The sequence below is a fragment of the Brevibacillus reuszeri genome, from assembly GCF_002897295.1.
In the GTDB taxonomy this organism is placed as follows: domain Bacteria; phylum Bacillota; class Bacilli; order Brevibacillales; family Brevibacillaceae; genus Brevibacillus; species Brevibacillus reuszeri_A.
This window is the reverse complement of record NZ_BEXF01000015.1, coordinates 115,409-140,884: the sequence shown is the minus strand read 5'-3', so window position 1 is coordinate 140,884 and position 25,476 is coordinate 115,409. Positions and strand designations below refer to the sequence as shown.

Below are 25,476 nucleotides of genomic sequence, written 5' to 3'. Positions count from 1 at the left end.
GCGTGATTCAGTCCTTCCTATCAAATGTCAGCATAAGTGCTCTCCTATTAAGCATAACGATGACCTTACTTTTTGCAGGAGGGATGTTTCTTTCACTTGTACTAGCGGGTTCAAAGCTAACAAAGCAAAATAAAGCTCAGGTCCTATATGATACTCTTCGACAGAGGACGATTACAAAAATCAAGTTTTACCAACGAGCTTGGAAGGTAGAGTGGTTCGACAATTTTGAAATGTGGCTCATGGTAATCGGAAATGGTTTAAAGCCTAAGTACGATCCGTATACCTTCCTAATTTGCTCCGTATCATTTGGTCTCTGTGTACTCATATACTTCTTTAAGGTTACAGCTTCGTTTTTATTAGCTGGTACATGTGGAATTGTAGCTTGCGTGTTCCCGTTTGTTCTCATCTACGTGAAATTTTTAGGGGTTGCTTCTGCTACAAGAAAAGTATTCCTACCTTTCGTGGATGCGTATACACAAACTTACCTCGATTACGATCGAATTGTTACTTTAGCTTTTAAAGAAATCGGCGATCGGTGCCCAGTAGAGATGCGATCAGTAATCAATTACATAAATCTATGCATTGCAGACTCAACGGTTCCGTTCGATAAATCCATTTACAAATTCGCGGAAATTCTTAATTTTGGATGGGCTCATGACTTTGTTTCCATCGTGATTAGCGGAAAAAGTGGTGAGTATAAAAGCATAGAAGGAGCGCTTAATAACCTTTCCGTTTCTTTATGGGCAGCCAAATCAGTAGATATGGAACGTAACTCTACGATCAAAGTAGTAATAATGTTTATGATTCTTCTAACGCTCGTTTCATTCGGAATTATGAATCTCAACATGGAGTTTTTGAAGGAAGCAAAGCAAATCTATTTTGCAACTCCAGAAGGTATCAACTTTTTAACGATAAGCGTGATCATACTTACCGTTTCATTTCTTGGAGCAATAATATGGTCGAAAAAAGGGGATCGTCTGTAGTGGATACAATCGTAGATTTTATATCGAACGGGATTCTCGCCTTTAAGACTGTAACAGGAACAGAAACAGGAAGTCTTCTCGTAAAAATTGGATCGATCCTTGCTATAGCTGTTCCGCTAAGTATCTTCATACTATCAATAGTTTACCTGTTTAATAGTAGGTTGGAAAAACCTCAATTGACCAAGCGGCAACAGATCGAGACATTGAGAAGAAGGGTAGATAGAATTGGTACGCAATTTGAAAATCGTGCTTTACGGAAGTTTAAACACTATTCCCAATTCGAGAAAACAGTTAAGCTAGCCGATCATCCTTGGGGGCTATCTGCTAAGGAATGGGTTGTAGTCATGACTTCAACAGCAATTCTCATGTTGTTCATTGTCATCCTTCAATTCTTATTTGATCTTATGGTGACGAAAACACCATCATTCCCTTTGTTTAGTCTCTTCTTCTGGCCAGGTATCTCGGTGTTTATCATGAGTACTTACATAAAGTCAAAAGCAAAGAAGAGAGGAAAAATTATTCAATATGACTTTATGCGTGCGTTTAATCGGTTAGGGGATTTGGAAAAAGAAACTTCGCACAGGATGATTGAAATCGCATTAGCAGGAACACGTATCTTGAAGAAATATACCCCTCGTATCGATGTATTCAAGAACAACCCAAAGGAAGCGATGGAGAAATTTGCTGATGATATTGGGACAGACGAGGCAATTCTCTTTAAAAATACTGTTTTGTATATTATGAATAATCCTCAGAACAAGGAGGCACAGATTCTTAGGGCCGAGCTGGGTATACAAAAAGCACGGTCAGCTGATGAGCAAAAGGATCTAAAAGTTCTAGATACAGGATTTAATATGCTGTTGTTTGGACCATTCACGGTAGCTGCTGGAGCGTTAATCTTGCCATGGTATCAATTCTTTAAACAACAGATTGGACAGTTTATCGGCTTCTAAGCATGGTTTCCATTGAAAGGGGTGATGTATTCACACTCTATACCAGTAGGGGGTCAGAATATGATTAACTTCGCGTTAGGAAAGGTAGTTATCCTTGCTTTGATGTTGGTTTTTATCGTCTATGTATTCACTGATGTTACACCATCAATCGCAGGAAATCCGAATGATGCCAATGCAAAAAGTTTAAAAAAAGAAGTGACAACTAACATGTGGAGCATCGTTCCCAAAAAATGATGTATGAATAGTGAGGAGGAAACAGTTTGTTTGATAAAACGTTTGGAACCATCGTTGGTTTGAGTCTAGGATTGGTATTCTTGTTTGTTATGTTGGTAAACGGTGTATCTGTTGGTGGATTTGAGCTCGGTCAAAAAACTGCGGTTCAATATTCGACTATTGAAACCGATCCGATGAATGGAATGTCTAACGTACCAGTGATGCCAGCAGGTAGTTCTTCAGTAAATATCGTTCGATAGATGAAGGCATTATTTGCAGTACTCCTATCGTGCTTTTTTATCATCGCACTCGTTAATGGCATACAATTGCTGGATAACTTTAATAAAATTGGTGATGCGCATGATGATAGAAGAGATGGGATCGTTTCAACGAATTTGAATTCTAATAGGTAAAGGAGTTTGTACAGAATGTCCGAATTTTCATCTAATCTGCTATCCCTTTTCACATTTATCATCGTCTTTACATTGGGGACAATTACATATGTTTACGATGAAGAGCAGTCTGCGGTTCGGGCAATTCATGTACAAACCATTAAGGAGATGGCGGGAGCGGGTTACCTCGATCCCGTTGTCTCTGCTTATTATGAGTCCCAGTTAGAAAAATTAGGATTTGACCGCTCCAAAGGCCCATTTTTTATGGCTTCTCATAAAGATCCAAACTTTCGAGCTACTAAGCCAGTGTACAGTCAGGTAGATCCTAATAAGAATTTTGTTCGTTTAGAGACGCGAGTAAAGCCAAGCTTTTCTACACAAATGATAAATTGGTTACGTACAGGAGATGGAGATTTCCGGTATATTAACGATCGGGAAAGCCAATATATCCCGTTCATAGGAGGGTGATGTAACCGTGAAAGATGGTTTAGCAATTATCGTTATTTCCTTACTTACTTTGGTTATGGGGGTATTTACCTATATGGCTGATTCCTCGTCTGTCAACCCTCAAACAATTGGTGTTTTTGATCACATATTGCGCTTTCTAAATACATGGGGAACTTAGCGATTCCAGAGGAGTTACGTCATGCATAACTATATAGGAACATTACTTTCCATATTCGTCATGATTCTGATTCCGGTAGGATTTGTTCAAGTCCATGTCGTAGAGCAAGTGAAACAAGAGCTACGTGAAATTCAAGCAGATGCCGTGAAAAAGATCGAGGCAGAAGGAAACTTGCTGCCAGCGAATACAAAACCCTTGTTGCAAGCATTCATTGCAAGCGAGATTGAGACAAAGAAGTTCAGATTAGATATAAACAAGTTGAAGCTACAAGTCTCACGAACAGATGGAATTAGCGATAACGCCTTAACATACAATGATGAATTTATGAGTACACTTACCTACGAAAAATTAAATTTGGTTGCTTTTTTTCAAAGCAATCGGAATTTTGTACATACGATGTTCGGCACCATGGAGCCACTTCCATATGATGCTAACCCTTAGGAGACAAGGATATGTCTAAAATTTTGCTAGCACTCTTTTTGCATTTCGTGTTAATTCTCTCAGGAGCAATGGTTATTGATACGGATGTCGTAACTGGAAAGAAGATGGAAATAGAGAGGCTAGTAGATAACGCAAATCACCACGCCTCATTTGCATTAGTAGAAGAACTAAAACGTCAAGGTGTCATTGAAATTGATATGCCAAGGGCATTGGAGCGGTTTCATACCAGGATGAACCAGAACGGGAGCTTCACTTGGGATAAAGTTGGCTCTTATATCCCCGCTCCTAATTCCATTACCAAAAATAACGTATACGTAGGGTGGCAATATATCGATTTTCAGCAGTGGAAAAACTCGTATGACATTACGATGACTCTAAGTGGTGCGTCTATTAAAACCACGAACATGACAAGCATGGGTACGGGTTCAGTACTTCGGGCTAAATTAGTAGTAAATGGGACCGTGTACGAGCTGCCGCCTAAGGTTATGACAGGGCCGTGCTTAGTGGCAGTTGCGTATGTAGAAGATCCTAGCTTCATTCCAAGGTTAAGGACACAAATCGTGCCCGTGATTAGCGTACAAGAACTTCGATACTGAGTTGTCATTTAGAAAAAAGTAGATTACGCACGGAAACAATGGTATAGTGAACGTGTAAGGAAAATATTTGCTTGTGTACGTAAGGTGTTTCTATGGTATCGGCCCGATGGCCGGGAATTGCATGCCTGAGTGCATGAATAACTGTATAGTTGGCTGACTGGATATCCCAGCGGATCAAGATCTTCTTCTTTCATGGAAAGAGGAGACTTTGGTCCGCTTTTTGTTTTTTAGTAGCCAATTTACCAAACCACTTTTTGTACACCAGTAATTGTATATCAAGACTGTATCAACTATACTAAATGGAAGGGATCGTTAAATCATGTTAAAATCTGGCGAAAAACAAGAAAAAGGTTTTTGGAGTGGATTAAAAGGGAAGGTCATAATTGGAGTGGTGGGAGTACTTTCCATAACTGGAGCATTCTTTGGTGGAATGACCCTTAACCAGCCAAGTTCTAACGCGAGTGCTCAAGAGCTGGTTATGTCAGATGTAGAATGGGCGAAAAAAGAAGGTCTCATTTCGGGTGACATGCAAACTTTTGAACAGCCATTACAAGGAGACTTCCTCCGGATGGTTATGGTTCAATTCGGGGATATCTCGACGAAACCCGTTGATGTTCCAGAGGTTACGGAACCAGAGTACAAACCCATTTATGAATCCGCGAAGTTTTATGGGGTAATTCCGTGTGGTTGTGTGATTCAACCAAAACGAACACTGTCACTTCGTGAAGGCGCGGAATTCGTCATGTACGCGATTAATAAAAAGGTTGGACAACACACTGTTTCTGTAGCAGATGTAGAGGCATGGGTAGGGGTTAAGGACGGTACTGTAGCTCCACTCAATTATGAATTTGCGGCAAAGTTACTACGGAAAATGGATGAAGTATATGCAAGTAAAAATTACGAAAAACTAGGAGGCATTTCTAATGAAAAGACAAGTTAACGGATTGCTGGTTGCTACGTTGATTACAACAGGAGTTTTGGCAATGGGGCCAACACCTGTCACTTTTGCTCAAGCAGCAGCTGCGGTGAAAGCTCAACAGGCAACCGATTATCAGAACCATCAATATAAAACAGCTATTGATTACGTTCTGAATAAAAACGTGATGTGGAAGTACGCGGATGGAACTTTTAAGCCTGAGGTTCAAATGACACAAGGACAGCTGCTAACTAGCTTGGTTACGGTCATGCAATTGAAAGAGAAAACACCAGTAGAGCAACTTCCTGTTGGACACTGGGCAAAAGATGCTTATGAAAAAGCGAACAAGGTTGGGATTCTTGCAGGTGTAACGATCGATCCGAATAAACCTCTTACTAAAGAGGAAGCATCTTTGATTGTTAATAATGCGTGGAAACCATATCGCGGGGGTATATGGCCTGGGAATACAAATTATCAGCACTTACAGTCACGTTCTATTCTACCTAGGGTATGGGGACAAACTGGGGAAAGCCCTTTTGTTAGAGCAGAGGGAGCACTTGTATTAGAGTTTCTTCATGTTGAATACAACGGCATTGTGAGCGGAGGGAAAATTGCTGATCAATTCCATGCTAGTTTAAAGGTAGAGAACGGTTTTTTACTAGGTACGGTTCCAACGAGTAAAGACCATATTATTTACGGTACGATTTTGTTAGCGGATGATTCTATCGTTTATCTTAAACCCGGAACAAAGATAAAAGTGAAAGCGAATATTAAGGCTATGGTTTTTACGGTTGCTCTTCCTAAAAAAGCTGGACTAGTAACCAGTTACAGTTATACGGAATTACCAAAATTAACAAGGGTCAATATGTTACTTAAATAGAAAAACTAATGGCGGGATGAGGATGGAGTTTATAAGAAAGAAAGGCATTCCTTTACTATTAGCAGTAATCTTAGCAGTATCGGGGGTAATAAGTTCACCCCCCATTACTGTTTCAGCTATAGACGCAAATACGAGCGGTTTTAATGTTGGTTGGTTAGACCGAGCTGGAACTGCAACAGAAGAAGCGGGGCGTGTAAATATTGCTGGCCCCACTTTCAAAAAAGAGGACTTATCTACAACACTTGTTGATATGTATGTTGACGGAAAAAAACAGGGAACGGCCCTCCATTTTGCTGATAGAAAAGCGGTAGCGGATAACGGATATATTTTCGGGACCCATTCAGATGCTGAAGAATGGGCAAAAATCTTCAATGGAAACCCCTCTTATGCAAACACATGGAATGGCGGAGTTTATGCTCATGACTTTACTAATCTATCTTCAGTAAACGTAATAGGAAATATGAAAAACCTCGCAAAAGTAGCTGAATCTTCCGGTGGCTGGGGAGAATATGATCACAGTGCCATTTATGATATGGGTGGAGGTAAATATCGAAGAAAAGAATACTTCTTCACAACGCCACGACCAACCCGTGAAGTAAAGACAGATAAAACCACCTATCAGCCTAATGAAGTGGTAAAAATCACAGCTTCAGCAACCGATTTCTCGAAGTTTAATAAAGGGGTAGAAGTTCTAAACCTGTCCGTTATCAATAAGACTTCGGGAAGGGGATACGTCCAATTCGGTGATGTGATTAAATACTACAAAGAGCCTACTGGTCAGCATGTTGAATCTTTTACATGGAATAACAATGGGAAGGTACTTGAGTATAAGCCCCCAGTTGGTGGGCATGAGGCGGGTACGTATGAAGTGCAGTTCCTGATCGTAGATTCGAAAAAACGAGCGAATCAAGGAGCGCCTGATATACGTACTCCAACACCAGCAATTGCAACATTTACAGTAGGTGGTGGTCCACCAGCTGCTGTTTGTGCGAAAATCAATGTTCACTCAGGAACAAAAGCTTCAGATCCGATCGTTACAGCAGGAAGTACACAAATTGTTACGGTTGGAGAAGTAGCTCGGTTTTTGGCTGAAACCAATGGCGCGGGTGCAAAAGGTGATTGGAAAGTTGAAGGCTATCCAGCTTTTAATGTAAACAACTCTGCGACTTTTAGCTTCAGCGTTCCCAATTCTCCTGGACAAGTCTATAAAATCACCTACTCTTTACCGGGATCAAATGAGATCTGCTTAACTACGTACGTGAAAGCAGATATGCAAGGTAGTATACCGTGTCCACCTTCTGATCCTTCCCAAGCACAAAAGATGGATATTACTCACAAACTGAATTCAGGAAGTTCAGAAGCAACTGAATATTCGGTAATTACACCACACGCAACAGCAAATGTAAGCGTGAAAGTAGTCGCTGAATACATGAACAGCAAGCAAGAAAAGGTAACCATACGGCCCAGTAGCGGTGGTGGTGGTGGATCGTGGTATGTAGATGGAGCTCCTGCGAAAGCAAGTGCAGTCACCATTGGTGGCACGAGCCTTATCATCAGTGAGTATGCCATCAGCATCAGCGAGAATGACAATATTACTTTTAAGATTGAGTATAGAGGAAACGATGGAAAAGTATGGTGCTACAACGTAACGTTAACGACCGAGAAGAAAGTCAAACCAGGTGAACCAAAATGTCCCATTGTTTATAACAACTATGTTGGTGGAGAGCAGCTGAGTAGCGGAACTACGATATACCGCACTCCCGATACGGTTAAACTGGATTTCCATGTGGTTTATCATGATGGAAGAGATGCTAACCAACCATACCCTGTAAATTGGGAGATCGTTTACCCAGATGGTACTGTGAAGCGTTGGCCATTACAGCACGATGATCGCAGGGATAGATACGTTCCATATGAAACAGACAACTTCTTGTATCAGGCTTCGTATAACCAAGGACTTCCAAAGAATGATCAAGTATGGTTTGACAAAGCAGGAACGTATAAAATCCGACATGACGGACACAAACGATTTAAGGAGATTGAAGATATAGATTGTCCGCCTTGGGAAATGAATATCGTTATTTCAACAGCTCCACCGGATAAAGGATGCGAAGGATTTGAAATTGGCTCCGTGACAGTGGATGGCGAAAAAGTTAATTTTTCAAGCGGAACCGGTACACCAAGTAATCCATACATTCTCCATGTTGCACCTGGGGAGTTAAATGAGACTGTTTTTGAAGCCTTGTATCAGGGATCGCCTTCAGCAAAAGTCTATTGGTTTGTCCAATCTTCGTATGGAACTTACGGAGAAACAGCATACCAATTGAAGCAAACGTTTAATCAGGGACCTGAAAAAGTGCCTGATGGATTCCTGATTACCGTTTCAAGGGAAGATCCAAAGCTAGGAGGAGAGACGTGCTTTACCATTAAGGTTGTATGGGGATATCCTCCGGGTGGAGAATTTGATTGTGATAATCTCGATTTACGCTTAAAAGTGAATGGTACTTTCGAGAGCAAAAATGGGTCAGGGACGCAAGCCAACCCATACAAACTCAAACTCACAACGGGAACAGCTTTCGACGTCGAGGCCTATGCCCTGATGAACGGTTCTTCTAAAGGAATTCAATCTGTGAATTGGGAATTAACCAGCTCGAAAGGAACCAGTACAAGCACTGGTAACCCGTTTACGAAGAGATTTTCAGAATCTTCCCCAGTGACTTATACCCTGAAAGCAACGATGAAAGGAAAAGGGATCACGTGCATTCAGTATATTGAAATCACTGTAACGGAAACAACGTGTGATGATCTATACATCCACCTATGGACTTCGAGTAATAACAGGTGGACATACGATCAAGGAGGAAGTTCCAGCAACAACGGCGAGGGAAAGGTACATCCTTTTGTTACCTCAACAGGTTCACTCGATATTAAACTCGCTGTATCAGATGCAGATAAGAGTAATCGATTGAAAGTCACTTGGACAGCTGTCAATAAAGTGACTGGACAAGTTATCGCGAACAAAGCTAGCTCTCCTGCTGAAAGTTTTGAGGCGAACGCACTATCTACGGGTACGTATGTGATCAAGGCAAAAGTTGTTGATACCAGATACCCTGCGCTGCTTAATTGCGAACTCGCGATAACCGTTAAGATCCTCAATACATCTGAGGGTTGCGATGCGATTTATGTTCATGTGTTTGATAAGTTCGGTGACGTTTGGACGGAGAAGATTGTCAAAAGTGGTGCTACTATAAACTACCCAACATCACCAGACGTTTTCTCAGTGATTTTATGGAACACTCCAGAGCCATTATTGGATAAATCGAGTGGTTTTGGATTTTACATCGAATCAAGTTGGACATCCTCACCAGCTTTAGAAAACCTGCTTCCTGATGATGTTGGTTTTAGTCCTAGTACCCCTGTGGCTGAGGGAAGCTACCAAATAGCTGGGTCCGTAATTGATAAAGACTGGCCGAATGCTCAGGATTGTACGTATACCATCACTTTAGAGATAGGTAAAGGGAAAGATCCTCCACCTGATCCCGAACCTTGCACTACGTGCGAACCAGGGGGAGAAATCCCTGGTGGAAAGATGAAGATCAAGGTATATGATTCTGACGACCGTCTTCTGCAAAGTACAGCTGATGGGACTTGGGAAAAAGAGCCAGCCCGAATTGAGGTAGAAGTCAATCAAGGTCAAATCAATGCTGCATTTGCTCAGATTGATCAAGAAATTGCTCAAGCAATTGTAGATATGACTGCCTATTACGAAGCCAAGTACCCCGATTCCTATTACGAGAACGTTTCTATTTCAGTTAATCCAACAAGTTGGAATGCACAATCTAATTCCTTGACTAGATGGCCCGGTTCCTTCCCAATGACGGTACTTGGACCTGGAATCGATAGAAACTACTCGTTGAATCCGAAATCTGCTGTACAAAGTCAGATCTACGATGGTACAACAGTACCAACATTAACAACATGGGCACTACAACTAAATGCTGAAGATTACGTTGTTAAAACGGAAGCATTTGAAGTTGAGGTACCCTACAAGGTGGATTTTGAGATCAGTTATGAGTTATGTTCCGGAACGAGCGATCCATCTGATCCAGACGCTCCAGCTGGAGATTGCGCACCAGGAACAGATCGTGGCAGCATTCAAAACACGTTTACTATTAAAGTTACTGGGGATGATACCAAGTTTGAGGTATACGAACCAAATGCAAAAGGCGTATTGCTGCACACACCAGAATGGATTGATAAGCATTCAAGAGACCGGTACAAATCGAGTACAAACAGCTCCTACTATGCCGGGGAAACCATTCTTACTCACATGATCTTCGAGCCACGACATAAGCATCCTTTCTCCAATCAATATCCAGTCATCCTGTCTGCTACATCCTGGATGCAAGAAAAAGGCGGAAAGAACACTGACCTACGAAACTCGCTCAATCTCGTGAAAGTAGGACAAGAGTGGCACGGTCCATCCATTTCCGTACCAAAACTGGGTAATCGAGAAAATGGAGTGGATACCTTAAAGATGGGGGATGTATGGAGTGGATTGCAGCGAGGGAACTACGCTGTATTCTTCCTGCCCCGCTTCAAGTTTGGAGTCGATAAAGGGTATCCCGTGTATGATAAGACGCAGCTGCGTGGTCACAACATGGATGATTACAAGTTGCCTATCGAGATTCTAGGGAACGCAGCCGAATGGCAGGCATACAAAACCCATTACAAGTAGACCATGGAATTACTAAATGGCAAGAGATGGCTGATAATGGTCATCTCTTGTTTTATCTCAAAATCCGATAGAATAGGGGAATTATTATATGTATAATGTGAAGAAGGTAGGATTGGTATTATTTTCAATAATGTTAACGATAATGTTCATGGTTGGTGTTGCTATTAACTATCAATCCGAGACAGCACTAGGACCATCAAAGCACAATACCTACTCTGGAGGTACTGAAAATGAATGAAATTCAAAGCATGAGAGATCAAGTGCACGATTGTTTTTTAGATATAACAGGAACTAAGCCGAGCGAAGAACAAATCACAATTATTGCCGAAGAAGTTCCATCTGACATTAAAGGCTTAGCTCTTCAATGGGGATGGTATGATACAGAGGTTAAAGAGAAAATATACCTGTGGTTAGAGTCTAAATATTCGAAATGAAAATTCAAAAATTACAGTGTCATCCTTGATGTTAACTGCTGCAATAGTCTATACCTTTCTTTTTTACCTTAGTACATTAATCAGGATTGAATCTCCTACTTTTGCAGCATAACATATGAATGAGAGATTTCCTTGCAGGCTAAGTTGGTAATGTACTATAATAGAGTGGAAATTGATCGAACTAAAAAAACCTCGGCGGAAATACCGACGAATTTCTTTTCTCTTCATTGGAGAAAAGGGATTCGTCTTTTTTTGTTTCAGAACGAAAACCCATTAAAGGAGTGTTCCACTTGAAAAAAAGAGCTGCAAGTAAAGTATCCGAATCAATCGATTTGAGAATTAGTCAATTAGCTCCTTTGCCATCGGCAAGTTTCGGTACCATTTTGCGTATCGGTATTCAAGAACCTCAGATTATGGAAGACAGAAGAGGGCACGCTTATTGGGGATTGGATGGCGAAGGATTCTTAATTAGAGAAAAATCCCTATGAACACGGACGAGCCTATATTCAAAGTGAATGAATCGAAACTGAAATGGAGAGTCATCATCGGCAACCTTGCATTGGCTCTCCTTGCTCTCTTGCAAACCATATCTATTTTTAGTCAACAGAGCAATTATGAGTTACTTTATGTTGCTTTTGCATTCCCAGGCTTCTATTACTACATTACTCATAAGCACAACATGGGGTTAGGGAAAGCTGTCCTTATTTGCCTTGGCCTCAACCGAAATTTCGTCATGATAAAAGGATTCCTTACTGGTGTTTTTGGAGGATTCTTTATCGGATGGTACCTGATGTATATGAACTTGTATCATTTTATCCTGTTGAAAAGTCAGGTGGCAAAAGAGAGTAGAGGGCACAGGAAGTCAAAAGGTAAGGACGGGAATAGGGAGGACAAAAAGAGATCCTCTCTTGATCAGAAGACAGATGATTCAAATGCAACGATAGACGAAGACGAAGAGCAAGAGTCTTTATCACTTCAAACCTTCACTGAGGAAGAAGATGAGGAACGAAAGGATCTATTGAAGTCGGAACGTCCAGCTCGGGAGGGAAGATAAGATGAAAGTAGCGTGGTCAACCAAACTAAAACAAAGTGTGATGGCCATTGATTACGATCAGACTGAACATGGAATGGTGCAGTGCATCGATGCTGATTGTAGGGTTAGTGTTATACATAATCGTGGTAATCAGGACATTACGCCTCATTTCAAAACGACAGGACATGCAGATTCTCAACATAAACCAGAGTGCGGATTCTTTCAAAAACTCGATCCACTTGAAGCGCTTGAAAAGACGATTGAGTACCAGACCCTTATGGAAGCCACACAGCTGTATGAAGATGAATACGTAATTGATTTGAATCTCCGTAGGTTAGATCCCGATCGCACGTATCTATCGGACGATGAAGCGGAAAAGAAAGAACCCAGTAAAAAAGAAAAGCCTGAGGAAGAAGAAATTGATCCAGAAAGCAAGAGAATTACTAGATGCAGCTCCCCGAAGGCCATTGTAAAGCTACTCACAAAACTTACTCCAGATGAACTTACAACGATTTCCTTTTCGGTTAAGCGAGGCGGTAAGAAGATAAAGGTCCCGTTGCCGGAGATGATCCTAACACCAGACGTTGCACACCGCTATGTTACCGAGAACAACGATACTGGTGAATATTTTATCCTTGGCAAAGTGAAGCATGTGAACCGCAGGGAGAAAGTCATTTACATCAATTTGTATCCTGTTAACGGAATTAATTTTACGCTAATAGTTTTTCAGGCACATTTCCCTTACTTCACCTACAACAACGAACAATTGGTAGATAAACATTGTGTGATCTATGGTAGGTTGAGGAAAAATCAGCAGAAGGACAATGTTTGCGAAATGGTGATCAAATCGAACGATTACATTGCTGCGTTCCGTAAGAGAAAAGACCCGAAAGAACCATCCAAAAAGAAACCAGAAGGTGAGTAAAATGAACGCCAAAGTGAAAAGAATCGCAATGTTCATCGGAAACATCAACATGATGATCATCGGAATCATCATGTTGATTGGTTTTGGTTATATCTTCTTCGAATACGTGATACCACATCCGACTAGAGATTTTGTCCCTGCTGATCATAGTCAAACACAAGTAGTTAGCCCGTCCTACTTGAAAATTGGAGAAGTGGATGTCAGGGTCATTGTAGTGGATTAATTCATTGTAGAGGGGGATGCACATGGCAGCTCCTATGTCCATGCGCTGGTACCAGGAGAAAGCGGTATCAGAGGTCATTCGGCTGCAACATGAAGTAAAGAGGCAACTCATTATTGCAGCTACCGGTGCGGGAAAGACCATTATCAGTAGTGAAATCTTCAGAAGAATGAATAAAAAATCATTGTTTATCGCACACCGTGATGAATTGGTACGGCAAGCAGCAAGCAAGTTATTGCAAGTCTGGCCGGAGGCAGATGTCGGGATCATCAAGGGCCAAGAGAATGAAGTGGAAAAGCAAATCATTTCTTGTTCCGTCCAATCACTAGTAAATCGGATGGAGCAGATAACCGAAAAAGTAGAACTTATCATCATTGACGAGTGTCATCATGCGGTAAGCCCTACTTATTTGAAGGTCATTGATCACTTCGCTGAAAAGAATCCTGATCTTTTAATTGTCGGGGTTACCGCAACTCCTGATCGAACGGATGGGAAAGAACTATCGACCGTCTTTGACCAGATTGTATTTGAAATCAACATGCTGGATCTAATCAAGGAAGGGTACCTTGTCAATTTAAGAGGGCAGCGAATTGATACCGGAGTGGATCTATCAAAGATCAAAACGACCTATGGCGACTTTGATGAAGCCCAACTGGCGTTGAACTTTAATACGGCTAAAACGAATGAATTGGTAGTCGAAACCTATTTGAATCGATGCGAAGGGAAGTTATCGGTAGCCTTTTGTTGTTCGGTTCAGCACGCGATCGATTTGGCTGCTACTTTCCGCTCATTTGGCATATCAGCCCATCATGTGGATGGCACCATGAAAGACGAAGAACGGAGAAACATTCTAACTAAATTTGCACAGGGTGAAATTCGCGTAGTGACCAATGTTATGGTTCTTACTGAAGGTTTTGATTGCCCGGAAGTTTCATGCGTACTTATGGTACGGCCTACCCAAAGTCGTTCCTTGTACGTTCAAGCAGTCGGAAGAGGTATGAGACTGTTTCCCGGTAAGAAAGATTGCCTTGTTATCGATTTTGCCGGGAACTCAAGTCGACATCAGCTCGTCACTCTGTTGTCCATCATCGGGACAGCGACTGAGCAAGAAGCAATTAAGCGGGAAAAGGGGATTACGAGTGAGGAAGAATCATCAGGAAAAGTAAATGAGAACATTGAAATCAGTACTTCAGACGTCATCCGACAACAGCTCATCATGAATGCCTACGAATCAGCATTAGAAGAGAAATTCCAACAGGTAGAGGTAGTTGATCTTCTCCCGAAAGAGAGTAAGTTCGATTGGAACCCACTCCCCGTAGGCTACAGTATTAACCTAGGAGCGGGAAGTATCTGCCTCGTTCCGTCTACAGACATTGACGATCCAGGATGGAATATCTGGGCGTACGCCAAGGAGCGGGACTTTATCAGCTGTGTCAATCTAGATCCGTATCCCACTTTGGGAGCTGCTCAGATCAAAGCGGAAGAGCTGGTTGAGAAGCGGGCAACAGAACCATGGATGAAAAAGATGGTCTTAAAAGAAGCGGTCGAGAAGCAAGAGCAAGTTACCAGTGAACAAATTGAGCAGCTGCGTAGGTTAAAAATGCCCATTCCCAATACGACTGGCGAAGCTGCCCTTTTGCTAGATCGCTTTGAAATAACGGAGAAACTCCTAGAGCTTCAAATCATTCGTTGAGCTTGGTTCATGGGGCCAATCCGTAAGTTGTAACCTGCTAAGGAGGTGACTCAAGGCAATGGATTCGGAACAGAAAATTCTATCAGAAGAGACGGTAAACTTTGCAAAAAGCGTTAATGTATTTGACCTCGCCAAGGCGCTTGGCCTCCCTCTGTCTAAAACAGGACGATCTTACTTCACCAACTGCTTTGTTCATAGTGAAAAGACGCCTTCTTTAAGTATAGAACCTGGGAAAAATCGCTTTCATTGCTTTGGGCAATGCACGGACACTGGGGGTACAGGGGCTATTTCATTCATGATGTACTATCAGTGGGGAAAATTTGATGAATCACTTTTTCCAAAAGCGGTAGAAGAGGTTTGCTATTACATGGGGTATACCGTTACTTACGTTGATGGCTCGGATAGAAAATCAGATCGCCCAGCAAGGCCACTGTTTGTTCAATCGCAACGGGAAGATTCCCCCTTAGCTGAGCCACAACTCGTTGCAGCGGTCTATCGTTCCTTAATTGACAAGTTGTCTCTTAAGAAGGAGCACCTGGATCATCTGCTCCATGAGAGAAAAATGACAACAGATGTCATTCGGTTACGGCAATACCGCTCGTATCCGGATAAACCATACCTCATTGCTAGAGACATCAGTGATGAATTTACTACGTTAGAGGGTGTTCCTGGTTTTTATGAATCTGTAAAAAAAGATAGTAGCGGTGTGTATTGGAACATGTCAGGGACAAATGGAATCCTGATTCCTGTGAGGAATGAATATGGGGTTGTACAAGGTTTTCAGTTACGAGTAGAGAGCCCGATGTTACATCCTGTCATAGAAGTGATTGGAGAGCATCCTCTTAAAGCGGAAATCTCAGATGGATACGTTCTGACCGTTCACTACAAAAAGCGTTTGATTTACTCGGGGAAAGTAACCGGGAATGATCAGATTCCAATTCAAATAGCAGGGGAAACGGTAGGGAAAGTACGGATCAAAAAGAGGAACAAGTATATATGGCTATCTTCCAATGAGAAGAGAAAGGGATCGAAAATTGTTCCAACGTACCACGTTGCTTACCCGCCAGAAGCAATGCCAGATGGCTCAACCATCGATTGCAGTGTGGTGGATATCACCGAAGGACCTTTAAAAGGAGATATCATGAGTGAATTTACGGGGAGGCCAGCCGTTTGTTTTCCCGGTTTAAGTCAATGGACTCTAGCATTTGAAGGTGCGATGAAATTACAACCAAAGAAAGTAATCTTAGCGATCGATGGTGATGCTATTCGAACAGTGGTAAATAAAGACAAGGAAGATGAACGCGTGGAAGCGGGGGAAGTCATCCGATCGTTCATTCGAGCTTTCTCAGCTGAAGGAGTTAGTATCGATTTAGCTCTTTGGGATATTGCAAGCTCGGCAAAGGGAATAGACGATCTCTACCTCGCTGGGCTTAGGCCTCAGTACTTCCCCATTATTGACTTTAGTTAGCCGTAGTTCGATGACATTAGAGTTAGTAAATTGACATTAGAGTTGTTAAATCAGTCACATTAAAGTTGGTAAATCCGCTAACCTTGAAGCTTTTTGTACACATATTTCCCAATATTGGCGGACGTATTTACTAACTTTAATGTAAACGGAATCGACCGTTGAAGAGCTAAAAATATTGATGAAATAGAATTTTGTATTTACCAACTCTAATGTAAACAGACAGCCGTAGTAAGGTGCAATATTCACGTTTTACGTTCCATACTACTGAAATTTAAGTATGCGAAGCAGTGGAATAAATTTTCCATGTAGCAGGAAGGTTGGTGATTCATGCTGATAACAGAATCAAAAAATGAGAATAAGGTCTATTTCAAGACGATCCTCAAAAGGTTAGCGAAAGTAGCGATCGTGGTTTTGGCCATAAAAATGGTCAGATGGGGAATTAAGACGAATCCAGGTACACATGAACTGTTAGATCTATTAACTCAATCCGAAAATGCAACTCTGGTTATCAGGCACATGGCCAGCTTGGCTGCGATTGCTGGTGTGATTTTCCTTCTTTTCGGATTTCTAATCCGAAAGGGTAACTTTTTTGAAAGCAAGATATTCTGGTTTGTTTTTTCGTTTACGATTTTAGACGCGATACTCATCATTGTATTCCCTGAAGTTACTTGGGCTGCATTACGAGCAATTCTGGTTCATTGATAAAATGGAATCCTTTACTGGGCTGCTTGGGATGAAAGGTTAACATTTAAAGTCTCCAGCAGGAACAAAAGTCGAGAAAATGGATCAATTATTGCAGGGAGGAATTTAAATTGAATTTCACGAAAAAATGGTACATGATTGGTGCGGCATTATTTACGGTATTTGCAGGAGGGGTATTAGTTGGTTCAGCTGCTCCCGCTCAAGAATTTGTGCAAGTCATTAAAGACTCACGGATGAAAGTGTATAAAGATGGTATTCCGATTGTAGCCAAGGATCACAATGGAAAACAGATTTCCCCATTGATCTTAGATGGTGTGACATACGTACCGATCAGAGCGATTGGAGAGGGAACAGGGCTAGACGTTAGTTACGATGATGAAAAGCGAATCGTTCATCTAAATACCAAGCAGCCTGAGGGAAATCTCCGATTAGTGGATTATAAAGGAAGATCCGGAGGGAACGTATTACTCTCACTGGTCGATAAGGACTTGAATCCAGCTGATACCGATTTCTCCCATGGGGCCATCGTAAAAGGGAATACCAAACTTTCCTTTACCTTTCCTGAAGGTACGTACCGTGCATTCGAGTCTGATATTGTTGTCTTAAATAATGACCCTAATGCTAAGGCAAAAAAGACATCGAAACGAAGTATCACAATTAGAGCGTTTGAGGTTGTGAATGGGAAGGAAGTAGCCTTTTTCACGGACACCTTTAAAATGATGAAAACCTCTTCCGAAGGGGAACACTTGTCCATACGCATAGAAGGGAAGAAGGATATCCGGATTGCGGTTGAAGGATCGGATAGTTACACGCAAGTAATATTTGGAGATGCCTACTTTAGAAAGTAAAATTCAACCGGATATGATTTACTCAATCATACAAGGAGGGATCCAAAATCGAGTCCGAAATGGAAATCGAAATGATTTACTCATTACGAAAAGCGAGTTTTTTGGTGGAGTGTATTAGCGGAGCCGTGTATCTCTGGGAAGACGATCCATATTCGGAGGATTGGGAACACATATACAGAGAAGTCATTGAAGGATTCTTCTATCCAGCGCAAGATTCTAAGAATGGCTATTTTCGAGGAGACGATATCTATTTTCAAGGAATCCATGCAGAAGATGGACGTTGGATTCAAGTTATAGATGGTGTCCCTGTTGAGCCCTGGATAGGGGAAACAGAAACACTCGAAACTTTAAGAAGAACGTGGGATCAAACAATGGGAATGATGGATACATATATTCAGGAGGGAAAACCGTCAGAATCGCCATTTGGAAGCGATGATACATACATGATAATGCAATTTGCTTCTGCCTTTCATGGTGCATATTTGGTTAGAAGAAAAAACCATTTCTTTCTGCTGTCGATGAATGAGAACATTCCCAAAGAATTGCATGTCATTCTAAAGGGAAAAAACGAGTTACTATTTGGGTCTCTACTAAAGTTTTAGGGGTGCTTATTTGTTCTTAATTCTTTGACGGAATACATTCCATTTCCATTCGTTCCATGGTAAAATAAAACACATAAATCACTTTTCTTTTTTCTTTATTTTCGAGCCATTTTGTTGGTTCAGTCACCAGATTTCTCTGGATTCGTAGTTAACAGCCCGTAGGCTGGTTGGATGGTTCTCATCCTACCTTTCTACGGGTTTTTTGCGTTTTCAAAAAGCCTAAGGAGGTTTGTCTATGGAAAAAGTTCGGATGAATCGATCAAGGAATGAATGGTACAGTCAGTTGTTACAAGCACTCTCACCGAATACAGGTAAACCCATAGTCCTTTCCCATCACATTTTTGAGACAGAAAGGTGCTATTCAAAACGTGATATAGCAAGTTGTCTCGTTACGGGAGAGTGCATTGGATGGTCTGATGATAACAATCAGATCGTGAACTATGATACCGGGGAAGCTGTGATCATTGGCAGGGATTCATCGGATCAACAGATGGTGCTCATCGTGGCAAATGCGGAAAACTCGTATGTAGTGATAACCGCATTTCCCCCTTTAGACGAGCGTAAGTATGGGTGTTCGGTAGCTTAAATTTTTGTTGGAGGTAATGTGAGATGAATGCTACATATCAAACAATGAGTCAAGAAACCATCGATTTTGCTAAATACCTACCGCTTATTGATTTAGCAGAAAGACTCCTCTATTTCTCCCGTCGAAAAACCAGCAACAACATGATTTTATGCCCGTTTCATGAGGAAAAATCAGGATCGATGAACATCAATGCTTCTGGAAACTTTTTTAAATGTCATGGGTGCGGTGCTAATGGTAAGGGTTCTATATCGTTTATGATCCAGTATCTATGGGGCACGAATGCAAAGGAAGATAAATCTAAGTTCATTCCCGCGATAGAGGCCATATGTGAAACGATGAATCATCCGATCATTTATGAAGATGCTCCATCCACAGACCAAAATCACTCAAAGTCTTCAAAGACAAAACCAACTCCACGTACGTTTACCCCAAGTACATCAAAGCCACAGGTTCTCCCAAAAGATATGAAACACATTAAGAAAGCAAATCAACTACTCCTTAAACACACTCAATTGTCCCCCGCGCATTTTACTCATCTAACACAAATTCGTAAACTGACCAAGGAAACGATCGTTGCGAAAGGATACCGGAGTTTTCCAGAAAAACCATCCCATTTCGCCAAGGAAATGGCTAAAGAACTTCCCACCTTAGAAGGCATTCCTGGTTTCTATCAGGCTACACCAAAGAAAGGTGACAAGTATTGGACTCTACGTGGTTCAGCTGGATTCCTGATCCCCGTTCGAAATGAACATATGGAGATCACTGGCTTTCAATATCGATTGGATAAACCACGCTACAAAATTACTTGTCTCGATCCCAATGGGAAAGAACATAAACTTTTATCAGCACAGCTGAATTACGAAACTATGGAGCTCTGCATCAAATGGAGTGGAGAACCTAGTTTTTCTGTCCCAATCAAAGAAGCTTGCGAGATTCCAGTAAGCTCCAACGGCAAGAATATCGGTATGGTAAAGGTAAAGCCGATGAACAAGTATTTGTGGCTTGCATCTACCGATTTGGAGAAAGGAACCCCAGCAACTGCTTCCTACCATATCGCGTTGCCAACCTCTTTTCAGAAGGAAAAGAAGTCACCAATTGGAGTAAAGCGAGTGGGGATAACGGAAGGTCCTCTGAAGGGTGACATTGCTGCTGAGATCCTCAACATTCCATTTTCTTGCACACCTGGTTTAAGCAATTGGAAGGTATGTGTAGAAGGAGCACTTGCTTTGAATGCAGATGAATATGTCATTTATCTGGATTCAGATGCATTAATGCAAAAAAAGATCGACTATACAACAGGTGAAATTCTGAATGAGATTGGGATGGCCATTGAAGGAATTGCCAAGGCCTTAGTGCAAGCGGGAAAGAAAGTTTTTCTTGCTGCCTGGGATCAATCTGAAGGAAAAGGAATAGACGACATTCTTTTAGCTGGGCGTTCTGCGAAGATCTTTCCAATCAATTAAGAAGCAAGTACCAAATTTGGTGCTTGCTTTCTCATTTTTCTTCAGCAAGAGGAGTTGATGAGAATGACCAACGCCAAATTATTAGAGTCACTAGGTGTCATCATCTTATATCGGATGGTCAACCAGGGTTTACGATTAGAAGCGCAACAGGCATGGGGATCCATTCTAAAGCACCCATCTGATGCCTATATGAGGGATGAAGCGGGAAGAGCTCTTACTGAACAGGTTGATGAGATCGATATCAATGTGATTCAGAACTGGTATAACAACCTCTTTGAAGGCCTAGTGTTGGAACGGTTTCCATCATTTCGCCCCGCTCCTAAAACAGATAAAAAGAAGGCCATTCTAAACGGAAATGTGGCCCATTTCTGTGGTGAACTTCCGCAATGTTATGCGATTTACGTAGATTATCAGGAATTGGATAAACGATGTGCTCGTTTAGAAAGAGTTTTATTCATGATGTCTTAGGAGGATCTCTATGAATTTTCAAGACCGTCTGAAAGCGAGAGTTTTTCATCGGAATCAACTTTGTGAAGTCCACCTTGAGGAGTGTAATTCCTTTCCAGTCGCGGAACTGACCTCTGTACAAGGGGACAGCAAAAAGAAAATTTGCATTGAATGTATTTCGTCGTTAATGAATCAACAAGAACCTATTTTTGAAAGTGAGGGTATTAACCTATGAATATACTAGCGAAACAAGTTACAGGAGCGAAAATCCAATCTTCCCGTGAAAGTTTGAATATGTGTAGGGAAGAGCTGGCTGAACTTTGCGATACCACTGTGTTAAACATACAGGCGATGGAAGAGGGGATCTTTATTCCTGGCCCCCATCTAGCTGTTAAACTTGCCTTGTATTTGGGAGTGAACGTCACCGATATCAGGCCAAAAGGCTACACTCCTGAACTGACGTGTGTTGCGATCGAGGAGGTGCTTTTCCTATGAGTGCCCTTCTTAAGCAAGATGCTGAACTCCTCATGGTGCGAAATACGAGAATGATGAAAAAAGTAAAACCGAGAACGAGAAAAGTGATTCCGACTGCAACGGCCCTTCCTCCTGAAAGTAGATTTTGGGGGGAAGGCCCTGTATTAAGGAAAGCTAATTTTCTTCCAGGAGAACCTATTAAGGTTGAATCTTTTCCACAATGGGGTGTCATCGTTATAGAACGGTGCGACGAAGAAGAGTCTACTCATACCGTTAGTCGTCGATTGCGACGCGGTATGGAGATGGAGGAGCCGATCATTGATATTACCAATGATACGGTTCAGATGATCCCAGCTGGAACGAAGATCGATATTTTAGTTTACCCCCATAAGCTCATTATCCGCAAAGAAATCTCCTTTGAACTCGTTGAATATTCACGTCCTTCCTTTGTAAGCGATCCATTGAAGAAACTACGTCTTCTTTCATTCTTTTCTGGTGGTGGGACCGGCACGGCTTCCATGATAGAAACAGGGCTGTTTGAGAGCGTTGGGGCGGTCGAATGGGGAGAAATGCCGATTCGAACATTTGCCCATAATTTTAAAGACTCTTTTCTCTATTGGGGAGACATAGCAAATGTTTCGGAGATACCTGAGTGTGACTGTGTGCTCATCACCCCTCCGTGCCAAAGATCATCTAAACTGGGGTTCGGACAAGCTGGGCTCGATCATGCACAGAGTATCCATATTGCTCGTCTAGTCTTGCAAAGTAAATGTCAGGCGATATTTATCGAAAACGTGCCCGAGTTTTTTAAAACGCGGGGATTTCAATTGATTCAAGAGATCTTAACTCCTTTTAAATTTTGGATTCCAATCGAACTGAATCCTGTTCAAATGGGAGGAATCGCATCACGACCAAGAGGATACCGCGTTGCTTTTCGGGAGCGGGTACCGTTTCGTGTTCCCCTTACCCCCAAAATTAGAAAGCTGCCAAAAGTAGCTGACTTTTTGGATGAGAAGCAAACCATGCCATGGCGTGAAAAAGCGGGCTCAACAATGGCATATTTCGAGGGAGCACATGCTGAGAAATATGCGCATACCGGATTTGCCAAATCAGAGCTGACACTCGTTACTCCGGAATCAAATAGAGTTTCATGCTTCGCTAAAGAGTATTTTCGAATCTCCAGAACCTGCTCGTACTTACAAAACAATAAGGACAAGCAGCTATGGCGACCTTTTTCCATCACTGAAGTTGCTCGCATGATGAACCTGCCTTCCTGGTTCGAAATCTCACCGGAGCTACCCCTAAGTATCGGGTACAAGATACTGGGTGAAGGGATGGATGGTCTTCCTACCAAAGCGATTGCGGTAGAGATTGCAGCTGCTTTGATAGGAGCTCAAGTCAAAAAACTGTACTCAGCTACACAGGTTGATGAATACGAAATTCCTCTAGCGGAAACGAATGGTCAGCTAGAGTTGCTGCTTTAAACAAAAAAATGAACGACCGACTTTTTCCTTTCGATCAGGAGAGAAACTTGATTCTCTCTCCTGATGTGAAGGGAAAAGAGAGGATAAGGAATATACTATATTTTTTGTTACGTCACTTGTGGTGTTATAAAAAATATAGTATATTGTTACCAATATGATTGGTAAATATTACATGGGTAAGAAAGGGAGTGCTGACATGAAGCAGGTGAAGAAAAAAACGATAGCGGTTTTCGGAGGGCATAAGTCTACGCACCTTGAGATGCTTACAGCCGATTTCGAGTTTCTCTTTGATAACGCAAGAAATAGCGCGAAAGACTTCCGTGGCTTGATTAGGAAATCGGATGTAATCGTGCTTACGCAATGTACTTGTCATAGCACGATGAAAAAAGTGAGAAAGCTTGCCGGTGAAATGGATAAGAAAATCGTTTATCACTTTTCCAGGGGCGGGAATAGTACGCTTCGGAAAATTCAAGAGGCGTTGAGTTGTTAGTAAGAAGATTAGTCAACTGATCTAACTCACATGTAGGGGAGTAGCCTGCATCAAATTACCAGCTATTCCATTCTCGTTGATGAAAAAATGGTCCATTAATGACACTGTTGTGCTGGGAGGTAAGAAGTATGAAACCAAGAGGGAAAACACGAGAAATAATCAAGTTAGTTGATGAGATTCAAACACTGGTAGGCAACGCGAAAAGTCTACATGATGATGATCAAAACCGAGATGGCCACGCAATGGCTCAACAACAACTCGAAAAAGCATTTGAAAAATGTATCCAAATTCGGGGTATGTACGATCCCATCTAACGATATGTTCTTCACAGTAAGGAGAGGAAAGCAAATTTATGAATCACAAGCTTATAAGTTCCAAAATGGCATTTGTAACAGATGTACATAAGGATGCTAAAAACGATGATGCAATGCGGGATTTTGTCCTCAAGCATCCTGATTTCACCGGAACAGTCACATTAATGAAAGACACCAAATACAAAGAATCGAATGGGGATGTACATCGTCGACATTATGATTATGACGTTGAAAAGGGCAAATATAGAAAAAAGCTTTTCTCGAATAAGGGAAAGTGGAAGGTCATCATTCCGACCGAATGAAGAGCATGAAATCAACAATCGATAAATGGAAGGGGATTGTATGAGAAGTAGTGATTTCAATGACAGAACAGCCATGCTCTATAAATACTTTACAAATGACTATCGGTGGAAAACGAATAATCACGGTGACTATATCTACTACAAGGGGAAGCGAAATCTGAGGGAGTTAAAATTCATCATTAGTGTAGTGTTCGACTACCAATTAGAGATCCTGAAAGAGGAATATTTCATGAACGGTTCGGATGAGGTAATTGGTGGTTCTCTCATTTGCAGTTGTTTTGTAGAAGCTGATTTTAATGGGATAAACCAAGGTACCGCGGGCGCCCATGTATTCATCAAGTTCACCTTATGGGAAAACGGATATTTTACTACTCAAGCATCAAGTTTAGAGGGTTTGGAACTGTAACGATGGTGTCAAGATTCACAGAGTCAAAGCAATGGAAACACTTCAATAGAAAGGAGAATCTTAAGTGAAAAAGTTGCCTAAAAGGTATAAATGCAATACGAGTAAGAGAAAAACGGATAAGCCCAAAACGAAGTGGGTTCAGTCATTTGGTTTTGCGACATGTCCTAATTGTGGTGGTCCGTTGAAAGAAAGAGAAGAGTGGCTTGAAGCATACAGAGAAGAGCATAGGAAGGTTTGGGGATTTTAACATTCCTATTACCCACTTATGTTCGTTTCAAGAAAACAAGATGTGTAATAAGGAAAGTCGGTGTTTTATGTACTTTTCTAAACCAGAGCTTGACATCATCCAAATTATGATCGATTGCGTAACAGCTCAAGTTGAGTTAACCAAAGAGGAGCGGGAAGTTGTTGAGAGCATCGAACAAAAGGTACGGAAAGAGAAATCCAAAAGGGTTAATTCTCACGACCTGTATGCGAAATGAGTAACCAGCTAACTGAATAGGAGGCAATTCTTATTCAACCAAAAATGAGTGACACACTCTTTCTTGATATTGTTCTCTTCCTTACTATTGGCCCAATGATTGCCACTTTAATTGCTCTAGTCTTTCATTTCTTCTGCACTGGATTACTACGATCAATTGATAGGCATCTCCATCGAGAACCACATGATTTACTAAGAAGAAACTCTACTGATGAAAATCATACTCAATATTAATGGATTGGGGGAGACGAAATGATTAATGATTTTACTTCCGTTGATTTGCTTAACGTACTTTGCTTTTCTTGCTCCTGTATATGCTGCGATCCGCTTAAGTTGCAGTAAGTATAAGAAAGAGAAAATAAAACTG

General features: G+C 41.5%; 31 protein-coding genes. All 31 read left to right on the top strand.

Features of this window, described 5'->3' with window-relative positions; translation table 11 throughout:
* The first annotated feature begins 2 nt into the window (after positions 1 to 2).
* The 31 genes from C3B52_RS22375 (at position 3) to C3B52_RS22235 (ending at position 24,628) form a co-directional block, all read left to right on the top strand.
* A complete protein-coding gene (locus tag C3B52_RS22375) occupies positions 3 to 983 on the top strand; it encodes a hypothetical protein (RefSeq protein ID WP_103108610.1) in 981 nt (326 codons plus the stop codon).
* The gene (locus C3B52_RS22370) at positions 983 to 1,936 is read left to right on the top strand and encodes a hypothetical protein (protein WP_103108609.1); all 954 of its coding nucleotides are present in this window, start codon (positions 983 to 985) and stop codon (positions 1,934 to 1,936) included. Before C3B52_RS22375 ends, C3B52_RS22370 begins: the two co-directional genes overlap by 1 nt.
* A gap of 60 nt (positions 1,937 to 1,996) precedes the next feature.
* Entirely contained in the window at positions 1,997 to 2,170 is a 174-nt protein-coding gene (locus C3B52_RS36625) for a hypothetical protein (protein ID WP_164684873.1), read from the top strand.
* A gap of 26 nt (positions 2,171 to 2,196) precedes the next feature.
* A complete protein-coding gene (locus tag C3B52_RS22365) occupies positions 2,197 to 2,409 on the top strand; it encodes a hypothetical protein (RefSeq protein WP_103108608.1) in 213 nt (70 codons plus the stop codon).
* Positions 2,410 to 2,577: 168 nt separating this feature from the next.
* On the top strand, positions 2,578 to 3,009 hold the full coding sequence (locus tag C3B52_RS22360) for a hypothetical protein (RefSeq protein WP_103108607.1): 432 nt from the start codon (positions 2,578 to 2,580) through the stop codon (positions 3,007 to 3,009).
* A 7-nt stretch (positions 3,010 to 3,016) separates the two neighbouring features.
* Positions 3,017 to 3,166, top strand: a complete 150-nt coding sequence (locus C3B52_RS36620) for a hypothetical protein (RefSeq protein WP_164684872.1) — start codon at positions 3,017 to 3,019, stop codon at positions 3,164 to 3,166.
* 21 nt (positions 3,167 to 3,187) lie between these two features.
* Complete coding sequence (locus tag C3B52_RS22355; RefSeq protein WP_103108606.1) at positions 3,188 to 3,607, top strand: hypothetical protein; 420 nt, start codon at positions 3,188 to 3,190, stop codon at positions 3,605 to 3,607.
* A gap of 11 nt (positions 3,608 to 3,618) precedes the next feature.
* Entirely contained in the window at positions 3,619 to 4,203 is a 585-nt protein-coding gene (locus C3B52_RS22350; RefSeq protein ID WP_103108605.1) for a hypothetical protein, read from the top strand.
* A gap of 319 nt (positions 4,204 to 4,522) precedes the next feature.
* On the top strand, positions 4,523 to 5,143 hold the full coding sequence (locus tag C3B52_RS22345) for a hypothetical protein (protein WP_103108604.1): 621 nt from the start codon (positions 4,523 to 4,525) through the stop codon (positions 5,141 to 5,143).
* Positions 5,127 to 5,999, top strand: coding sequence for an S-layer homology domain-containing protein (locus tag C3B52_RS22340; protein ID WP_103108603.1), 873 nt, complete (start codon positions 5,127 to 5,129; stop codon positions 5,997 to 5,999). Before C3B52_RS22345 ends, C3B52_RS22340 begins: the two co-directional genes overlap by 17 nt.
* Positions 6,000 to 6,021: 22 nt before the next feature.
* Complete coding sequence (locus C3B52_RS22335) at positions 6,022 to 10,737, top strand: hypothetical protein (RefSeq protein ID WP_164684871.1); 4,716 nt, start codon at positions 6,022 to 6,024, stop codon at positions 10,735 to 10,737.
* 230 nt (positions 10,738 to 10,967) lie between these two features.
* Positions 10,968 to 11,171 carry a hypothetical protein gene (locus tag C3B52_RS22330; RefSeq protein WP_103108601.1) on the top strand — a complete coding sequence of 68 codons (204 nt, stop codon included), beginning with the start codon at positions 10,968 to 10,970 and terminating at the stop codon, positions 11,169 to 11,171.
* Positions 11,172 to 11,461: 290 nt separating this feature from the next.
* Positions 11,462 to 11,659 carry a hypothetical protein gene (locus tag C3B52_RS22325; protein WP_103108600.1) on the top strand — a complete coding sequence of 66 codons (198 nt, stop codon included), beginning with the start codon at positions 11,462 to 11,464 and terminating at the stop codon, positions 11,657 to 11,659.
* A gap of 23 nt (positions 11,660 to 11,682) precedes the next feature.
* A complete protein-coding gene (locus C3B52_RS22320) occupies positions 11,683 to 12,225 on the top strand; it encodes a hypothetical protein (RefSeq protein WP_164684870.1) in 543 nt (180 codons plus the stop codon).
* 1 nt (position 12,226) lies between these two features.
* Positions 12,227 to 13,129 carry a hypothetical protein gene (locus C3B52_RS22315; protein ID WP_103108598.1) on the top strand — a complete coding sequence of 301 codons (903 nt, stop codon included), beginning with the start codon at positions 12,227 to 12,229 and terminating at the stop codon, positions 13,127 to 13,129.
* Positions 13,122 to 13,352 carry a hypothetical protein gene (locus C3B52_RS22310; protein ID WP_164684869.1) on the top strand — a complete coding sequence of 77 codons (231 nt, stop codon included), beginning with the start codon at positions 13,122 to 13,124 and terminating at the stop codon, positions 13,350 to 13,352. The genes C3B52_RS22315 and C3B52_RS22310 overlap by 8 nt, the downstream gene beginning before the upstream one ends.
* 22 nt (positions 13,353 to 13,374) lie before the next feature.
* Positions 13,375 to 15,042 carry a DEAD/DEAH box helicase gene (locus tag C3B52_RS22305; protein WP_164684868.1) on the top strand — a complete coding sequence of 556 codons (1,668 nt, stop codon included), beginning with the start codon at positions 13,375 to 13,377 and terminating at the stop codon, positions 15,040 to 15,042.
* A gap of 58 nt (positions 15,043 to 15,100) precedes the next feature.
* Entirely contained in the window at positions 15,101 to 16,510 is a 1,410-nt protein-coding gene (locus tag C3B52_RS22300; protein ID WP_103108595.1) for a CHC2 zinc finger domain-containing protein, read from the top strand.
* Between the two features lie 327 nt (positions 16,511 to 16,837).
* Positions 16,838 to 17,212, top strand: a complete 375-nt coding sequence (locus C3B52_RS22295) for a hypothetical protein (RefSeq protein WP_103108594.1) — start codon at positions 16,838 to 16,840, stop codon at positions 17,210 to 17,212.
* A 110-nt stretch (positions 17,213 to 17,322) separates the two neighbouring features.
* On the top strand, positions 17,323 to 18,060 hold the full coding sequence (locus tag C3B52_RS22290; protein WP_103108593.1) for a stalk domain-containing protein: 738 nt from the start codon (positions 17,323 to 17,325) through the stop codon (positions 18,058 to 18,060).
* 59 nt (positions 18,061 to 18,119) lie between these two features.
* Positions 18,120 to 18,662, top strand: coding sequence for a hypothetical protein (locus tag C3B52_RS22285; RefSeq protein WP_103108592.1), 543 nt, complete (start codon positions 18,120 to 18,122; stop codon positions 18,660 to 18,662).
* Positions 18,663 to 18,897: 235 nt separating this feature from the next.
* The gene (locus tag C3B52_RS22280) at positions 18,898 to 19,248 is read left to right on the top strand and encodes a DUF4258 domain-containing protein (RefSeq protein WP_103108591.1); all 351 of its coding nucleotides are present in this window, start codon (positions 18,898 to 18,900) and stop codon (positions 19,246 to 19,248) included.
* Positions 19,249 to 19,271: 23 nt separating this feature from the next.
* Positions 19,272 to 20,711 (top strand): CHC2 zinc finger domain-containing protein, encoded by a 1,440-nt coding sequence (locus C3B52_RS22275; RefSeq protein ID WP_103108590.1) that lies wholly within the window; start codon positions 19,272 to 19,274, stop codon positions 20,709 to 20,711.
* 63 nt (positions 20,712 to 20,774) lie between these two features.
* Positions 20,775 to 21,179 (top strand): hypothetical protein, encoded by a 405-nt coding sequence (locus C3B52_RS22270; protein ID WP_103108589.1) that lies wholly within the window; start codon positions 20,775 to 20,777, stop codon positions 21,177 to 21,179.
* 10 nt (positions 21,180 to 21,189) lie between these two features.
* Positions 21,190 to 21,393, top strand: a complete 204-nt coding sequence (locus tag C3B52_RS22265) for a hypothetical protein (RefSeq protein ID WP_103108588.1) — start codon at positions 21,190 to 21,192, stop codon at positions 21,391 to 21,393.
* Positions 21,390 to 21,653 carry a helix-turn-helix domain-containing protein gene (locus C3B52_RS37845; RefSeq protein ID WP_103108587.1) on the top strand — a complete coding sequence of 88 codons (264 nt, stop codon included), beginning with the start codon at positions 21,390 to 21,392 and terminating at the stop codon, positions 21,651 to 21,653. The genes C3B52_RS22265 and C3B52_RS37845 overlap by 4 nt, the downstream gene beginning before the upstream one ends.
* On the top strand, positions 21,650 to 23,116 hold the full coding sequence (locus tag C3B52_RS22255) for a DNA cytosine methyltransferase (protein ID WP_103108586.1): 1,467 nt from the start codon (positions 21,650 to 21,652) through the stop codon (positions 23,114 to 23,116). The genes C3B52_RS37845 and C3B52_RS22255 overlap by 4 nt, the downstream gene beginning before the upstream one ends.
* Before the next feature lie 196 nt (positions 23,117 to 23,312).
* Entirely contained in the window at positions 23,313 to 23,606 is a 294-nt protein-coding gene (locus C3B52_RS22250) for a DUF2325 domain-containing protein (protein ID WP_164684867.1), read from the top strand.
* A 128-nt stretch (positions 23,607 to 23,734) separates the two neighbouring features.
* Positions 23,735 to 23,920 (top strand): hypothetical protein, encoded by a 186-nt coding sequence (locus C3B52_RS22245; RefSeq protein WP_103108584.1) that lies wholly within the window; start codon positions 23,735 to 23,737, stop codon positions 23,918 to 23,920.
* A gap of 65 nt (positions 23,921 to 23,985) precedes the next feature.
* Positions 23,986 to 24,222 carry a hypothetical protein gene (locus C3B52_RS22240; RefSeq protein WP_164684866.1) on the top strand — a complete coding sequence of 79 codons (237 nt, stop codon included), beginning with the start codon at positions 23,986 to 23,988 and terminating at the stop codon, positions 24,220 to 24,222.
* A gap of 40 nt (positions 24,223 to 24,262) precedes the next feature.
* Positions 24,263 to 24,628 (top strand): hypothetical protein, encoded by a 366-nt coding sequence (locus C3B52_RS22235; RefSeq protein ID WP_103108582.1) that lies wholly within the window; start codon positions 24,263 to 24,265, stop codon positions 24,626 to 24,628.
* Positions 24,629 to 25,476 lie beyond the last annotated feature (848 nt).

Coding starts and splice junctions, on each gene's coding strand:
- C3B52_RS22305 (WP_164684868.1), top strand. CDS start 13,375: ATGGCAGCTCCTATGTCCATGCGCTGGTACCAGGAGAAAGCGGTATCA.
- C3B52_RS22335 (WP_164684871.1), top strand. CDS start 6,022: ATGGAGTTTATAAGAAAGAAAGGCATTCCTTTACTATTAGCAGTAATC.
- C3B52_RS36625 (WP_164684873.1), top strand. CDS start 1,997: ATGATTAACTTCGCGTTAGGAAAGGTAGTTATCCTTGCTTTGATGTTG.
- C3B52_RS22235 (WP_103108582.1), top strand. CDS start 24,263: ATGAGAAGTAGTGATTTCAATGACAGAACAGCCATGCTCTATAAATAC.
- C3B52_RS22275 (WP_103108590.1), top strand. CDS start 19,272: ATGAATGCTACATATCAAACAATGAGTCAAGAAACCATCGATTTTGCT.
- C3B52_RS22345 (WP_103108604.1), top strand. CDS start 4,523: ATGTTAAAATCTGGCGAAAAACAAGAAAAAGGTTTTTGGAGTGGATTA.
- C3B52_RS22250 (WP_164684867.1), top strand. CDS start 23,313: ATGAAGCAGGTGAAGAAAAAAACGATAGCGGTTTTCGGAGGGCATAAG.
- C3B52_RS22355 (WP_103108606.1), top strand. CDS start 3,188: ATGCATAACTATATAGGAACATTACTTTCCATATTCGTCATGATTCTG.
- C3B52_RS22350 (WP_103108605.1), top strand. CDS start 3,619: ATGTCTAAAATTTTGCTAGCACTCTTTTTGCATTTCGTGTTAATTCTC.
- C3B52_RS22265 (WP_103108588.1), top strand. CDS start 21,190: ATGAATTTTCAAGACCGTCTGAAAGCGAGAGTTTTTCATCGGAATCAA.
- C3B52_RS22295 (WP_103108594.1), top strand. CDS start 16,838: ATGCTGATAACAGAATCAAAAAATGAGAATAAGGTCTATTTCAAGACG.
- C3B52_RS22340 (WP_103108603.1), top strand. CDS start 5,127: ATGAAAAGACAAGTTAACGGATTGCTGGTTGCTACGTTGATTACAACA.
- C3B52_RS22285 (WP_103108592.1), top strand. CDS start 18,120: ATGGAAATCGAAATGATTTACTCATTACGAAAAGCGAGTTTTTTGGTG.
- C3B52_RS22300 (WP_103108595.1), top strand. CDS start 15,101: ATGGATTCGGAACAGAAAATTCTATCAGAAGAGACGGTAAACTTTGCA.
- C3B52_RS22330 (WP_103108601.1), top strand. CDS start 10,968: ATGAATGAAATTCAAAGCATGAGAGATCAAGTGCACGATTGTTTTTTA.
- C3B52_RS22360 (WP_103108607.1), top strand. CDS start 2,578: ATGTCCGAATTTTCATCTAATCTGCTATCCCTTTTCACATTTATCATC.
- C3B52_RS37845 (WP_103108587.1), top strand. CDS start 21,390: ATGAATATACTAGCGAAACAAGTTACAGGAGCGAAAATCCAATCTTCC.
- C3B52_RS22315 (WP_103108598.1), top strand. CDS start 12,227: ATGAAAGTAGCGTGGTCAACCAAACTAAAACAAAGTGTGATGGCCATT.
- C3B52_RS22255 (WP_103108586.1), top strand. CDS start 21,650: ATGAGTGCCCTTCTTAAGCAAGATGCTGAACTCCTCATGGTGCGAAAT.
- C3B52_RS22245 (WP_103108584.1), top strand. CDS start 23,735: ATGAAACCAAGAGGGAAAACACGAGAAATAATCAAGTTAGTTGATGAG.
- C3B52_RS22270 (WP_103108589.1), top strand. CDS start 20,775: ATGACCAACGCCAAATTATTAGAGTCACTAGGTGTCATCATCTTATAT.
- C3B52_RS22280 (WP_103108591.1), top strand. CDS start 18,898: ATGGAAAAAGTTCGGATGAATCGATCAAGGAATGAATGGTACAGTCAG.
- C3B52_RS22240 (WP_164684866.1), top strand. CDS start 23,986: ATGGCATTTGTAACAGATGTACATAAGGATGCTAAAAACGATGATGCA.